Below are 13,920 nucleotides of genomic sequence, written 5' to 3' on the forward strand. Positions count from 1 at the left end.
CTGGGACGGCCCTCTGCAGTTCCACGACGTGTAAGGATCACGCGGTGTTCACCTCGCTCTCGGACCGTCTGACGTCCACCTTCAAGAACCTGCGCAGCAAGGGCAGGCTCTCCGAGGCGGACATCGACGCGACCATCCGCGAGATCCGGCGCGCGCTGCTCGACGCCGACGTCGCCGTGCCGGTCGTGCGCGACTTCACGGCCTCGGTGCGCGAGCGCTGCCTCTCGGCCGAGGTCTCGGGCGCCCTGAACCCGGCGCAGCAGGTCGTCAAGGTCGTCAACGACGAGCTCGTGTCGATCCTCGGTGGCGAGACCCGCACGCTGCGCTTCGCCAAGCAAGGGCCGACGGTCATCATGCTCGCGGGCCTCCAGGGTGCGGGCAAGACGACGCTCGCGGGCAAGCTCGCGCTCGACCTGCGCACCAAGGGGCACACGCCGCTGCTCGTCGCGGCCGACCTCCAGCGCCCCAACGCCGTGACGCAGCTCGGCGTCGTCGCCGAGCGTGCCGGCGTGCCCGTGTTCGCCCCCCACCCGGGCAACCAGGGCGCCGAGACCGACGACGTGGTCGGCGACCCCGTCGCGGTCGCCCGCGAGGGCGTGGCCGCGGCCGCGACGCGCGAGCACGACGTCGTCATCATCGACACCGCGGGTCGCCTCGGCATCGACGCGCTGCTCATGCAGCAGGCCGCCGACATCCGCGCCGCCGTCGACCCCGACGAGGTGCTGTTCGTCATCGACGCGATGATCGGCCAGGACGCGGTCAACACCGCGCAGGCGTTCCTCGACGGCGTCGACTTCACCGGCGTGGTCCTGTCCAAGCTCGACGGCGACGCGCGCGGTGGCGCGGCGCTCTCGGTGGCCCGCGTGACCGGCCGGCCGATCATGTTCGCCTCGACCGGTGAGAAGCTCACCGACTTCGAGGTCTTCCACCCCGACCGCATGGCCTCGCGCATCCTCGACATGGGTGACGTGCTCTCGCTCATCGAGCAGGCCGAGCGCGCGTTCGACGCGGCCGAGGCCGAGAAGATGGCGGCCAAGGTCGCCTCGGGTCAGGACTTCACGCTCGCCGACTTCCTGGTGCAGATGCAGCAGATGAAGAAGATGGGCTCGATGAAGAAGATGCTCGGGATGCTCCCGGGCATGGGGCAGATGCGCGAGGCGCTCGACAACTTCGACGAGCGCGAGGTCGACCGCATCGAGGCGATCATCCGGTCGATGACGCCCGCCGAGCGCGAGAACCCGCGCATCATCAACGGCTCGCGTCGCGCGCGCATCGCCAAGGGCTCGGGCGTGCGCACGACCGACGTCAACCAGCTCCTCGAGCGGTTCGCGGGTGCCCAGAAGATGATGCGCCAGATGAACAAGGGCGGCGGCATGCCCGGCGGCATGCCCGGCATGGGCAACCTGCCGGGCATGGGCGGCAAGAAGTCGCGCGGTCGCACCCAGGCTCCGCCGCAGCGCAAGAAGGGCAAGTCGGGGAACCCCGCCAAGCGCGCCGCCGAGGAGCGGGCCGCCGCGGCGCGTGCCGCGGGCGAGAGCGCACCGGCCCCACGGGGTTCGTCCTTCGGGGCGACCCAGGCTCCGCCGTCCGCCCCCGCCGATCTCGAGATCCCGCCCGGCCTCGAGAAGTTCCTCGGCCGCTGACGACGCCGCCGGGCAGCGGCGCCCGGGTGACCGGCACGGAAGCATCCCTCGCCAGCAATCCCTCGTCACGACCGTCCCTCGCACCGATCACCCCTCGCACCGACCAACCCTCGTATCGACGACGACACGCCAGGAGTCCCGATGTCCGCTCTCGAAGGTCCCACCCTGCACGTCAAGGGTCACGTCGTCCTGAGCGACGACCGTGAGGTCGGCGACCTGTGGGTCAAGGACGGGCGGGTGTCCCTGACGCGCCCCTCGGCGCAGGGGACCAACATGGTCGACCTCGAGGGCTGGGTGCTGCCCGGCCTCGTCGACGTGCACTGCCACGTGGGCCTCGACGCCGACGGGCCGGTCGACGCCGCGACGGCCGAGGCGCAGGCCGTGCGCGACCGCGACGCGGGCGTGCTGCTCGTGCGCGACGCGGGCTCCCCGGCCGACACGCGGTGGATCCAGGACCGCGCCGACCTCCCACGCCTGGTGCGCTCGGGCCGGCACCTCGCGCGTCCCCGGCGCTACCTGCGCAACTACGGCCTCGAGCTCGAGGACGTCGCGACGCTGCCCGAGGTCGTGCGCCGCGAGGCCGCCGCGGGCGACGGCTGGGTCAAGCTCGTGGGCGACTGGATCGACCGGTCGGACGGCGCGGACAGCGACCTCGCGCCGCTGTGGCCGCAGGACGTGCTGACCGAGGCGGTCGCCGCGGCGCACGCCGAGGCCGCGCGCGTGACGGTGCACGCGTTCTCGGACGAGGTGATCCCGTCGCTGATCGCCGCGGGCGTGGACTGCATCGAGCACGGGACCGGGATCGCGACCGACCTCATGTACGAGATCTCCGAGCGGGGGATCGCCGTGACCCCGACGCTCCTGCAGGTCGGGCAGTTCGAGGCGATCGCACGCCAGGCCGACGGCAAGTACCCGCGCTTCGCGGCGCGCATGCGCGCGCTGCACGAGCGCCGCCACGAGCAGGTCCGCGAGCTCTACGACGCGGGGATCCAGCTGCTCGTGGGCACCGACGCGGGCGGCACGATCGAGCACGGGCGGATCGCGGACGAGTGTGCCGAGCTGGTCGCCGCGGGCCTGCCGGCGCGCGACGTCGTCGCTGCCGCGAGCTGGCAGGGCCGCGAGTTCCTCGGGTACGGGTCGCTCGTCGAGGGTGCGAGCGCGGACTTCGTCGTCTACGCGGAGGACCCGCGGGAGAACGTCGAGGTGCTGCGTCACCCCACGGCGGTCGTGCTGCGCGGCGAGCTCGTCGCGGGTGCGTCGCTCGTCACCGGCTGATCCGGCAGCTGTCGGCTTGGACCAGCGCGCGGCGTCTGGCAGAATGGGCAGGTACTCGTCGTGTCCGGCCCCTCTCACCGCGCCGCGACGTGTCCCGATGCCAGCGCACGCCTCGCCCCACGAGACGACGCGCGGCGTCACCACTACCTGAACCAGGAGAGACCACCACTGTGGCCACCAAGATTCGTCTGAAGCGTCTCGGCAAGATCCGCGCCCCCTACTACCGTGTCGTCGTCGCCGACTCGCGCACCAAGCGCGACGGTCGCGTGATCGAGGAGATCGGCAAGTACCACCCGACCGAGGAGCCCTCGCTCATCGACATCTCGTCGGAGCGTGCGCAGTACTGGCTCGGCGTCGGCGCGCAGCCGACCGAGCAGGTCCTCGCCCTCCTCAAGGTCACCGGTGACTGGCAGAAGTTCAAGGGCCTCCCGGGCGCCGAGGGCACGCTGCGCGTCAAGGGCGACAAGGTCGACCCCGCCGCCGCGATCGCCGCCGCCGCCGAGGACGCCGAGAAGGCCAAGGCCAAGGCCGCCGAGAAGAAGTCCGAGGAGCCTGCAGCGGACGCTGAGGCAGCCGACGAGCAGGCCTGATGCTCGCCGACGCGCTCGACCACCTCGTGCGTGGCATCGTCGACAACCCGGACGACGTCCGGGTCTCGTCGAAGGCGCTGCGTCGCGGTGAGCTGCTCGAGGTCCGGGTGCACCCCGACGACCTCGGTCGGGTGATCGGTCGTGGTGGCCGCACCGCCCGTGCCCTGCGCACGGTCGTGAGCGCCATCGCGCCGGACGGCGGCGTCCGCGTCGACGTCGTGGACGTCGACCGACGCTGAGAACGCGTCGACCGGCACCACCAGCAGGACCATGTAGTACCGCAGGACCTGCATCACCGCAGCACCAGCAGCACGACGTACCGGCGAGGCCCGGCCCCTGCGGGCCGGGCCTCGCGGCGCGTCCGGGCACGGACGTGCACACGCACACCACCGAGGAGGACACGGCATGCGGCTCACCGTCGCGAGGATCGGCAAGGCGCACGGCCTCAAGGGCGAGGTCGCGCTCGACCTCTTCACCGACGACCCGGGCACGCGGCTCGCGGTGGGTGCTCGCCTCGACACGCAGCCCGCGTCGGCAGGGCCGCTCACGGTCGAGCGCACGCGGGTGCAGAACGGGCGCTGGCACGTCGCGTTCGCCGGGGTCGACGACCGCACGCGCGCCGAGTCCCTACGGGGGATCGAGCTCGTGGTCGACGTCGAGGCCTCCGACGAGGACGACGCCTGGTACTCGCACGAGCTCGAGGGCCTGCGCGTCGAGCTCGAGGACGGGACCGTCGTCGGCGAGGTGCTCGCCCTGCAGGACGGTGCCGCGCACGACCTGCTCGTGATCCGCGAGGACGGCGGCGAGCGCACCCTTGTGCCGTTCGTGACCGCGATCGTCCCCGTGGTCGACGTGCCGGGCGGGCGCGTCGTGCTGACGCCGCCCGGCGGGCTCCTGGCCCGCGACGCCGCCAACCTGGTCGTCTCGGACGAAACGTCGGGGCCGGCGTCCGCGACCGACGAGGACTGAGCCGTGCGCATCGACGTCGTCACGATCTTCCCCGACTACCTGGCCGCGCTCGACCTGTCGCTCGTCGGCAAGGCGCGGACCGCGGGCCTGCTCGACCTGCGCGTGCACGACCTGCGCTCGTGGGCCACCGACCGTCACCGCACGGTCGACGACACCCCGTTCGGCGGCGGCGCGGGCATGGTCATGCGCCCCGACGTGTGGGGCGCCGCGCTCGACGAGGTCATGGCACCCGGTCCCGCGCACCTCGTGGTGCCGACCCCGTCCGGCGAGACGTTCACGCAGCGCACCGCCGAGGCGCTCGCGACCGAGGAGCACCTCGCGTTCGCGTGCGGACGCTACGAGGGCATCGATGCGCGCGTCGCCGAGCGCTACCGCGCGCAGGGCGTGCGCGTGAGCGAGGTGTCGATCGGCGACTACGTGCTCAACGGGGGAGAGGTCGCGACGCTCGTCATGGTCGAGGCCGTCGCCCGGCTGCTGCCCGGGGTCATCGGGAACCCCGCGTCCCTCGTCGAGGAGTCGCACGGCGCGGCCGGGCTGCTCGAGTACCCCGTCTACACCAAGCCGCCCGTGTGGGACGGCCTCGACGTGCCCGAGGTCCTGCTCTCGGGGCACCACGCGCGCATCGCCCGCTGGCGTCGTGACGAGGCCCTGCGCCGGACGGCGGCCCGGCGCCCCGACCTGGTCGCGGCGCTGCCCGTCGACGGGCTCGACAAGCACGACCTCGCGCTGCTCGCGGACCTCGGCTGGGCCGTGGTGGAGGGCGCGCTCGCGCGTGTGGCAGAATAGAGGGTCGGCGCGTGCCGTCGTGCGTCCTCTGCCACGGGGGAGCCAGCACCTGAAGATCCCACGCCGCGCCGAGCACCGCACCATCGAACCGGACCTGCGCCCCGCGCAGGCCACGAGAACGTGCCCGACCCGTGGCGGGGCGAGGAGAAGAGCATGCACACGCTTGACAGCGTCGACGCAGCATCGCTGCGCAACGACATCCCGGACTTCCGTGCCGGCGACACCCTGAAGGTCAACGTCAAGGTCGTCGAGGGCAACCGCTCGCGCGTCCAGGCGTTCCAGGGCGTCGTCATCGCGCGCCAGGGCGGCGGCGTCCGCGAGACGTTCACCGTCCGCAAGATCAGCTTCGGCGTGGGCGTCGAGCGCACCTTCCCGGTGCACTCGCCCTCGCTCGAGTCGGTCGAGGTCGTCACCCGCGGTGACGTGCGTCGCGCGAAGCTCTACTACCTGCGCAAGCTGCGCGGCAAGAAGGCGAAGATCAAGGAGAAGCGCGACGCGCGCTGACCCTGCTCGACGAACGGGCGACCACCTACGGGTGGTCGCCCGTTCGTGCGTCCGGGGCCGGTGCGCCGTCCCGCGGACCGAGGAGTGGGAACGTCTCGGGCATGAGAGACGGACGGTGCCATAGTGGGCACGTGAGCGACACCACGCGCCCGAGCGCGAACGAGCCGACCGGTCCGCAGCCGACCGTGTCCCACGATGCCGTGACTCCGAAGACCACGTCCCAGAACGCCGCGTCCCAGGAAGCCGTGTCCCGGTCGACCGTCACCGGGCCGGGCCCGTTGGACCCCACGGACGACGTCCGCGGCGGTCCCGCGGGAGCCGGCGATCCGGACGGGGCGGGGGACGGCGTGTCGGACGCCGCGGCGCGAGGCTCCGGGGCGCAGGCCGCCTCGTTCCTGCGCGAGGTCGCGATCGTCGTCCTCGCCGCGCTCGTGCTGTCGTGGCTGATCAAGACGTTCCTCGTGCAGGCGTTCTACATCCCGTCCCAGTCCATGGAGGACACGCTCCAGAAGGACGACCGGGTGATGGTCTCTCGCCTCGTGCCCGGCGTGTTCGACGTGCACCGTGGCGACGTGGTCGTCTTCCGGGACTCCGCCGACTGGCTCACGCAGCGCCCGACGGCGGAGCCCGGCCCGCTCAGACGAGCCCTCGTCTGGGTGGGGCTGCTCCCCCAGGACTCGGACGAGCACCTGATCAAGCGCGTCATCGGCACGCCCGGCGACCACGTGACGTGCTGCACGGCCGAGGGCAAGGTGTCGGTCAACGGCGTCGCGATCGACGAGCCGTACCTCAAGCCGGGATCGGTCCCGAGCGAGATCGAGTTCGACCGGGTCGTGCCCGACGGCATGCTGTTCGTGATGGGCGACAACCGGCAGGACTCGATCGACTCGCGCTACCACGAGAACGACGGCAACGGCGGCTTCGTGCCGATCGACGAGGTCACCGGGACGGCCTTCGTGCTCGTGTGGCCGTTCGACCGCTTCACCTGGATGACCAACCCGGGCGAGGTCTTCGCCGACGTCCCCGCGCCCTGAAGCCTCCCGCCCCGCTCCGTCGCGGCGGGCGGTCCCCGGGTGCGGCGTTTCACGCACGGCGTCCGAGGTGGCAGAGTGTGCGCGTGACCTACGACGCCGCGCCCGAACCCGTGCCCGCTCCCGAGGGCGTCGCGGCGACCGGCCGTCCCGCGAAGCGCAGCTCGTTCCTGCGCGAGGTCGCGATCGTCGTCGTCACGGCGCTCGTGCTGTCGTGGCTCATCAAGACGTTCCTCGTGCAGGCGTTCTACATCCCGAGCGAGTCGATGGAGGCCACTCTCCAGAAGGACGACCGCGTGATGGTCTCTCGCCTCGTGCCCGGCGTGTTCGACGTGCACCGCGGCGACGTCATCGTCTTCAAGGACCCGGGCAACTGGCTCGGCGCCACGCCCGAGCCGGAGCCCGGACCGGTCCGGGGCGCCCTGACGGACGTGCTCACGTGGATCGGTCTCGTGCCGCAGGACTCGGGCGAGCACCTGATCAAGCGCGTCATCGGGACGCCCGGCGACCACGTGACGTGCTGCACGGCCGAGGGCAAGGTGTCGGTCAACGGCGTCGCGATCGACGAGCCGTACCTCAAGCCCGGCTCGGTCCCGAGCGAGATCGAGTTCGACCGGGTCGTGCCCGACGACATGCTGTTCGTGATGGGCGACAACCGGCAGAACTCCGCGGACTCGCGCTACCAGACCGGCAACCCGGGCGGCGGGTACGTCCCCATGGACGACGTGACCGGGACGGCCTTCGTGCTCGTGTGGCCGTTCGACCGCTTCACGTGGATGAAGAACCCGGGCGACGTCTTCGCCGACGTCCCGGCACCGTGACGCCCGCCCGCACGGTGCGCGCCGCGCCCGACCTGCGGCACGAGACGGCGCTGCTCGGCTCGGGTGCACGGCTCGTGGCCGGCATGGACGAGGTCGGCCGTGGTGCGCTCGCCGGGCCGGTGAGCGTCGGTGTCGTCGTGGTCGACGCCGCGACCGGCGTCTGCCCCGACGGCCTGACCGACTCCAAGCTGCTGACCGCGGCCCGGCGGGACGCGCTCGTCGAGCCGACGCGCGGCTGGTGCGTCGCCTGGGCCGTGGGTCACGCAGGCCCGGCCGAGATCGACGCGCACGGGATCGTCGCGGCGCTGCGGCTCGCCGGGCGTCGTGCGCTCGCGCAGGTGCGCCGCCGCGTCGGCGACGTCGACGTCGTGCTGCTCGACGGCTCGCACGACTGGCTCACCCGACCTGCGACGTTCGACCTGTTCGAGGCGGTCGCGCGCGACCCCGAGGCCGAGGACGGGCCCGAGCCTGCGGTGCGCACCCTGGTCAAGGCCGACCTGCAGTGCGCGTCGGTGGCCGGCGCGAGCGTCCTCGCCAAGTGCGAGCGCGACGCGCTGCTCACCGGTCTCGCGCACCAGTACCCGCAGTACGGCTGGGAGCAGAACAAGGGCTACGCCTCGGCCGCGCACACCGCGGCGCTGCGCCTGCACGGCGCCACGCCGCAGCACCGGCGCAGCTGGCGGCTGCCCGAGCGCGTGCTGGACGTGCCGACCCCCGTGCATGAGGAATGATGGGCACGTGAGCGCCGAGGACCTGGAGAACTACGAGACCGAGATGGAGCTCGCCCTGTACCGGGAGTACAGGGACGTGGTGAACCTCTTCGCCTACGTCGTCGAGACCGAACGTCGCTTCTACCTGGCGAACCACGTCGACCTGCAGGTGCGGTCGGCCGCGGGCGAGGTGTACTTCGAGCTCCGGCTCGCGGACGCCTGGGTGTGGGACGTGTACCGCTCGGCCCGGTTCGTGAAGTCGGTGCGGGTCGTGACGTTCAAGGACGTCAACGTCGAAGAGCTCGCCAAGGCCGACCTGCAGCTCTGACGGCGTCCGCACGCCGCACGAGGATCGTCCACAGGTCCGTCGTCGGCACGGCTGTCCCCAGCGTCGTGGTGCCACCCTCGACCCTCGTACGGTGAGTGCCGCAGCGTGGGCGTCGGAGGTGACGCATGCGCGCGACGGACGCCGTGGGCAGGTACGGGGAGACGGTGGTGGCCCGCCACCTGGAGCAGGCAGGCTGGCAGGTCCTCGACAGGAACTGGCGGGGGACCAGGGGAGAGCTCGACATCGTCGCGCTCGACGGCGACGAGATCGTCGCGGTCGAGGTCAAGACGCGGCGCGGGAGCACCTACGGTCACCCCGCCGAGGCGGTCACGCTCGCGAAGCTCGCGCGGCTGCGCCGGCTCGCGGGCGAGTGGCTCACCACGCACGAGGCGCGGGCCCGGTCGGTGCGTATCGACGTCGTCGCGGTGACGGTCCCGCGGGCCGGCGCGGCCGAGCTCGAGCACCTGCGAGGTGTTTGGTGAGCGGGCTCGGCACCACGCGTGCGGTCGCGCTCGTGGGCCTCGAGGGGCACGTGGTCGAGGTCCAGGCGCACCTCGCGGCGTCCATCCCGGCCTTCGCGCTCGTGGGCCTGCCCGACGCGGCGCTGAGCGAGTCCCGCGACCGGGTGCGCGCGGCGGTCTCCTCGACCGGGATCCCGTGGCCGCAACGGCGGATCACGGTCAACCTCTCGCCCGCGGCGCTGCCCAAGACCGGCACCGCGTTCGACCTGTCCGTCGCCGTCGCGACCCTCGCCGGTGCGGGCCACCTGGCCGCACGCGTCGACGAGGTCGTGCACCTCGGAGAGCTGGGTCTCGACGGGCGGCTGCACCCGGTGCGCGGCGTGCTCCCCGCGGTCGCCGCCGCCGTCGCCGCGGGCTACGCCGACGTCGTCGTCCCGGCCGCCGACGCCGCCGAGGCCGCGCTCGTGCCCGGCGCACGCGTGCGGGGAGCCGCCGACCTCGCCGAGGTCGTCCGGATGCACGGTGGCACGGTCGAGACCACGCCCTCGCACCCGCCGGTCGCCCGACCCACGGTCCGCGCCGCGGGAGGTCCCGTCCCCGGCGACCTCGCCGACGTCGTCGGGCAGGACGACGCCCGGCACGCGGTCGAGGTCGCCGCCGCCGGCGGGCACCACCTGCTGCTCGTCGGGGCACCCGGCGCGGGCAAGACCATGCTGGCCTCGCGGCTCGTGGGCGTGCTGCCCGACCTCGACGAGCAGGACGCGATCGAGGTCACCGCGATCCACTCGGTCGCGGGCACCCTCGACCCGGCCCGAGGTCTCGTGCGACGGCCGCCGTTCGAGGACCCGCACCACACCGCGACGCCCGCCGCCGTCGTCGGCGGAGGCTCGGGCGTGCCCCGACCCGGTGCGGCCTCCCGCGCGCACCGGGGAGTGCTCTTCATGGACGAGGCACCCGAGTTCGGCGCCCGCGTGCTGCAGACCCTGCGCCAGCCCCTCGAGGAGGGACATCTCGTGATCCACCGGTCGGGCGGAACCGCCCGGTACCCCGCACGGTTCCAGCTCGTGCTCGCCGCGAACCCGTGCCCGTGCGGTCGGGCGGGCGGCAAGGGGCTCGACTGCACCTGCTCGTCGCTCGAGCGCCGCCGGTACTTCGCGCGGCTGTCCGGACCCCTGCTCGACCGCGTCGACCTGCAGCTCGACGTCCGCCCCGTGCGCGGCGTCGAGCTCGCCCGCAGCGGACCCCGGCCCGAGTCGACCGCCGTCGTCGCGGCCCGCGTCGCCGCCGCCCGCGCCGCGGCGGCACGCAGGCTCGCCGGCACCCCGTGGCGCACCAACGCCGAGGTCCCCGGGCCCTGGCTGCGGCGACGACTCGGTGCCGACCGCACCCTGCTCACGGACGTCGACGCAGCGCTCGACCGTGGCCTCATCAGCCTGCGCGGGGCCGACCGGGCCCTGCGGGTCGCGTGGACCCTCGCCGACCTCGCGGGCCGTGACGCGCCGTCACGCGCCGACGTCGGCCAGGGCCTGGCGCTGCGGACGAGGAGCCACCATGGCTGACGGCCGGCCGGACTTCGACGTCCACGACCAGCGGCTCGCGCGGGCCGCCTGGAGCCGCATCGCCGAACCCGGTGACGAGGTCGCCGGCGCCCTCGTGGCGGCGCTCGGACCGTGCGAGGCGCTCGACTGGCTCTACGGGACCCTGTCGTCCCAGGAGCCCGCCCCCGGCGCGGTGCTCGCCGGCCTCGGAGGTGTCGGCACGCCCCGGGCGCGCGAACGGCTGCGCCGGGCGACCGCACGGTGGGCGGTGCGTGCCACCGAGGTCGACCCGCGGCGCGAGCTGCGCGTGCTCGACCGCCTCGGGGGAACCCTCCTCGTCCCTGGGGACCCTGCCTGGCCGACGGCGCTCGCGGACCTCGGCCCCGCGAGCCCCTGGTGCCTGTGGGTCCGGGGGGCCCTCCCGCCCGACCTCGGCGCGCGGTCGGTGGCACTGGTCGGGGCACGGGCCTGCACCGAGTACGGGCGGACGGTCGCGACCGACCTCGCGGAGGGTCTCGCGGCGCGCGACTTCGTCGTCGTCTCAGGCGGTGCGTACGGCATCGACGCGGCCGCGCACCGCGGCGCCCTCGTGGGCGGGGCGGCGACCGTGGCATTCCTCGCGGGCGGGGTCGACCGGCTCTACCCGGCGGGCAACGCCGACCTCCTGCGCGCGATGGTGGAGGCCGGCGGCGCGGTCGTGAGCGAGGTGCCCCCAGGGTCGGTGCCCAGCCGGGTGCGCTTCCTGCTGCGCAACCGCCTCATCGCCGCAGCCTCGACCGCCACGGTCGTGGTCGAGGCGGCCTGGCGGTCGGGCTCGCTGAGCACCGCGGCGCGGGCCGCCGACCTCGGGCGACCCGTCGGGGCGGTCCCCGGGCCCGTGACCTCGATGGCGTCCAGCGGGAGCCACCGCCTGCTGCGCGACGGCGCGGTCTGCGTGACCGACGTCGACGAGGTCGCGGACCTCGCGGGTCGGGTCGGCGCCGACCTCGCGCCCGCGCACGCGTCACCCTGCCTGCCCGAGGACGACCTCGACCCGGTCGCACGTCGTGTGCTCGAGGCGCTCCCCGTGCGGTCGGGCGCGGAGGCGGGATCGGTCGCCCGCGCCGCCGGGCTCGCACCCGACGAGACCAGGGGAGCCCTCGGGCTCCTCGAGCTCCAGGGGCTCGCCGTCCGCGGTCCGGCAGGCTGGCGCCGGGGTGCGCGTGGAGGTCGAGCGCGGGTCGGAGCGCCTGACCCGGACGCGGCCGCCGGCCCGGCACACTGACCAGGTGACGACCGAGAGCACCACCGACGACGACGCCGTCGGCGCGTTCGCCGAGCACCTGACGCTCGGTCGCGGGCTCGCGGCCAACTCGGTGCGGGCCTACGTGCGCGACGTCGAGCACCTGCTCGCATTCGTCGGACCCGACGTGCCGCTCGACGCGATCGACCTCGCCGCCCTGCGCGCCTGGCTCGCGCAGGGCAGCGAGCGCGGCCACGCCCGGGCGACCCTCGCGCGGCGCGGCGCCTCCGCGCGCGCGTTCTTCGCCTGGGCGCGGCGCACAGGACGCGTCGACGTCGACCCCGCCGTCCGGCTCGCGAGCCCGCGCGTCGCCCGGCGGCTGCCGACCGTGCTCGAGGTCGATCCCGCGCGGGTCCTCATGGAGCGCGCACGGGAGCTCGCCCAGGACGGCTCGCCCGAGGCGGTCCGCGCATGGGTCGCGGTCGAGCTGCTCTACGCCACGGGCGCGCGCGTCTCCGAGCTCGTGGGGCTCGACGTGGGCGACGTCGACCGCGCCGAGCGCACCGTGCGGGTGCTCGGCAAGGGCGCGAAGGAGAGGGTCGTGCCCTTCGGGGTCCCGGCCGGACGCGCGCTCGACGCCTGGCTCTCCGGGCCGCGCGCCCACCTCGACCGGGGAACCGCCGGGGCGGCGCTGCTGATCGGCGACCGCGGCGGGCGATGGGGGCAGCGCCAGGTGCGCGAGACCGTGCACCGGCTCGCGGCGCTCGCGGCGGTCGACGACGTGGCGCCCCACGACCTGCGGCACAGCGCCGCGACGCACCTGCTCGCGGGCGGCTCGGACCTGCGCACCGTGCAGGAGGTGCTCGGCCACTCGAGCCTCGCGACCACCGAGCGGTACACGCACGTGAGCGCAGACCGGCTCCGCGCGTCGTTCGAGCAGGCGTTCCCCCGCGCGTAGTCGCTCGCGGGCCGTCACGCCGCGGGCGTACCCGGTCACGCCCGCGGGACGATCAGCGACTGCGACTGCGACTGCGACTGCGACATCGACTCCGATATCGGTGACGATCGTCGACATCGAGTTCGACGTCGACCGACCGCGTCCTGATCCATGGCTCCGGCCGTCAGCGCGGTGGGACCGGGAGCAGGACGACCGGTCCGCCGTCCAGGAACGCCATCGGGTCGAGGTAGACGTCGTCGCGGCGCACCCCCCAGTGCAGGCACGACGCCGGCATGCAGTGCCCCGCGACGTCCGCGACGCTGCCGACCGGGTCGCCGAGCCCGACGGCGTCCCCGCGGCGGACGTCCGGGGCGACCGGTTCGAGCGACGACAGCAGGCCGTCCGCGTGCTGCACGACCACGACGGGTCTGCCCGCGACCGGACCGGCGAACGTCACCATGCCCGCCGCGGGTGCGAGCACGGCAGCGCCCGGGAATGCCCGCAGGTCGACGCCACGGTGACCTGCGAGCCAATCCTGCGCGGGCGGGTCGAACGGGCGGACGACGTCGGGCTCGCCCGCGAGCGGCGGCTCGACCTGCGGTCTCGGGCTGCTCGCCGGTGCGCTGCCCGCGGACGTGGTGACCGCTGACGTGGTGCGCACGGCGACACGACCGGGCCAGGTCGGGGCCAGGGTGATCGCGGGGGCGGCCCCCGCCGGCGCACCCGTGGTCGCCATGTCACCCGTGGTCGCCGTGTCACCCGTGGCCGACGCGACGCGTATGGGCGTCGCGCCACCCACGAGAGATCCAGCGAGTGCTGCAGCGAGGACGCAGGCGAGGGTCGCAGCGAGCGCGGCGCTGCGGCGGGCGAGCGGGACGGAACGCATGGTCGTCATGCGCCGAGGGTGGCCCGCGACGTCCGGGCGTGGGCGCCGCCGTGGTGATCGGTGGACGGCGTGGGGGGAGGAGGGCGGCTGTGGACGAGCGTTCCTCACGCGCCCGCCGCCGGCGCGCCTGTCTGCCGACGCGCTTGTCAGTCCACGCGCCCGCCTGCCGACGCCCGTCGCCGTGGCGGGGCCACGGCCGCGTCGCAGGGCCGGCGGCCC

16 protein-coding genes are annotated in these 13,920 nt (G+C 74.2%); 15 read left to right on the plus strand and 1 reads right to left on the minus strand.

Annotated elements, in window-relative coordinates; translation table 11 throughout:
* Positions 1-44: 44 nt before the first annotated feature.
* The 15 genes from ffh to CLV28_RS13965 all read left to right on the plus strand — a co-directional run bounded on the left by ffh (position 45) and on the right by CLV28_RS13965 (position 12,836).
* Positions 45-1,643, plus strand: coding sequence for a signal recognition particle protein (ffh, locus tag CLV28_RS13895; protein ID WP_100423941.1), 1,599 nt, complete (start codon positions 45-47; stop codon positions 1,641-1,643).
* 141 nt (positions 1,644-1,784) lie between these two features.
* Positions 1,785-2,918, plus strand: coding sequence for an amidohydrolase family protein (locus tag CLV28_RS13900; protein ID WP_100423942.1), 1,134 nt, complete (start codon positions 1,785-1,787; stop codon positions 2,916-2,918).
* A 170-nt stretch (positions 2,919-3,088) separates the two neighbouring features.
* Positions 3,089-3,508 (plus strand): 30S ribosomal protein S16, encoded by a 420-nt coding sequence (gene rpsP / locus CLV28_RS13905; RefSeq protein ID WP_100423943.1) that lies wholly within the window; start codon positions 3,089-3,091, stop codon positions 3,506-3,508.
* The gene (locus tag CLV28_RS13910; RefSeq protein WP_100423944.1) at positions 3,508-3,747 is read left to right on the plus strand and encodes an RNA-binding protein; all 240 of its coding nucleotides are present in this window, start codon (positions 3,508-3,510) and stop codon (positions 3,745-3,747) included. The genes rpsP and CLV28_RS13910 overlap by 1 nt, the downstream gene beginning before the upstream one ends.
* Before the next feature lie 166 nt (positions 3,748-3,913).
* Positions 3,914-4,477, plus strand: a complete 564-nt coding sequence (gene rimM, locus CLV28_RS13915; protein WP_100423945.1) for a ribosome maturation factor RimM — start codon at positions 3,914-3,916, stop codon at positions 4,475-4,477.
* Positions 4,478-4,480: 3 nt separating this feature from the next.
* Positions 4,481-5,263: a tRNA (guanosine(37)-N1)-methyltransferase TrmD gene (gene trmD, locus CLV28_RS13920; RefSeq protein ID WP_100423946.1), complete on the plus strand. Its 783-nt coding sequence runs from the start codon at positions 4,481-4,483 to the stop codon at positions 5,261-5,263.
* 153 nt (positions 5,264-5,416) lie between these two features.
* Positions 5,417-5,767: a 50S ribosomal protein L19 gene (rplS, locus tag CLV28_RS13925; RefSeq protein WP_100424069.1), complete on the plus strand. Its 351-nt coding sequence runs from the start codon at positions 5,417-5,419 to the stop codon at positions 5,765-5,767.
* A gap of 131 nt (positions 5,768-5,898) precedes the next feature.
* Complete coding sequence (lepB, locus tag CLV28_RS13930) at positions 5,899-6,801, plus strand: signal peptidase I (RefSeq protein WP_157802660.1); 903 nt, start codon at positions 5,899-5,901, stop codon at positions 6,799-6,801.
* 83 nt (positions 6,802-6,884) lie between these two features.
* Entirely contained in the window at positions 6,885-7,619 is a 735-nt protein-coding gene (gene lepB / locus CLV28_RS13935; RefSeq protein ID WP_308440386.1) for a signal peptidase I, read from the plus strand.
* The gene (locus tag CLV28_RS13940; protein ID WP_239073239.1) at positions 7,616-8,350 is read left to right on the plus strand and encodes a ribonuclease HII; all 735 of its coding nucleotides are present in this window, start codon (positions 7,616-7,618) and stop codon (positions 8,348-8,350) included. The genes lepB (CLV28_RS13935) and CLV28_RS13940 overlap by 4 nt, the downstream gene beginning before the upstream one ends.
* A gap of 7 nt (positions 8,351-8,357) precedes the next feature.
* Complete coding sequence (locus CLV28_RS13945) at positions 8,358-8,657, plus strand: DUF2469 domain-containing protein (protein WP_100423949.1); 300 nt, start codon at positions 8,358-8,360, stop codon at positions 8,655-8,657.
* 125 nt (positions 8,658-8,782) lie between these two features.
* Complete coding sequence (locus tag CLV28_RS13950; protein WP_100423950.1) at positions 8,783-9,139, plus strand: YraN family protein; 357 nt, start codon at positions 8,783-8,785, stop codon at positions 9,137-9,139.
* A complete protein-coding gene (locus CLV28_RS13955; protein ID WP_100423951.1) occupies positions 9,133-10,677 on the plus strand; it encodes a YifB family Mg chelatase-like AAA ATPase in 1,545 nt (514 codons plus the stop codon). Before CLV28_RS13950 ends, CLV28_RS13955 begins: the two co-directional genes overlap by 7 nt.
* Positions 10,670-11,920 carry a DNA-processing protein DprA gene (gene dprA / locus CLV28_RS13960; protein ID WP_100423952.1) on the plus strand — a complete coding sequence of 417 codons (1,251 nt, stop codon included), beginning with the start codon at positions 10,670-10,672 and terminating at the stop codon, positions 11,918-11,920. Before CLV28_RS13955 ends, dprA begins: the two co-directional genes overlap by 8 nt.
* Positions 11,921-11,924: 4 nt before the next feature.
* Complete coding sequence (locus tag CLV28_RS13965) at positions 11,925-12,836, plus strand: tyrosine recombinase XerC (RefSeq protein ID WP_100423953.1); 912 nt, start codon at positions 11,925-11,927, stop codon at positions 12,834-12,836.
* A 163-nt stretch (positions 12,837-12,999) separates the two neighbouring features.
* On the opposite strand, the gene CLV28_RS13970 is transcribed toward CLV28_RS13965, so the two are convergent.
* Positions 13,000-13,710, minus strand: a complete 711-nt coding sequence (locus CLV28_RS13970; protein WP_239073240.1) for a murein hydrolase activator EnvC family protein — start codon at positions 13,708-13,710, stop codon at positions 13,000-13,002.
* Positions 13,711-13,920 lie beyond the last annotated feature (210 nt).

The sequence above is a fragment of the Sediminihabitans luteus genome, from assembly GCF_002797595.1.
GTDB lineage: Bacteria > Actinomycetota > Actinomycetes > Actinomycetales > Cellulomonadaceae > Paraoerskovia > Paraoerskovia lutea.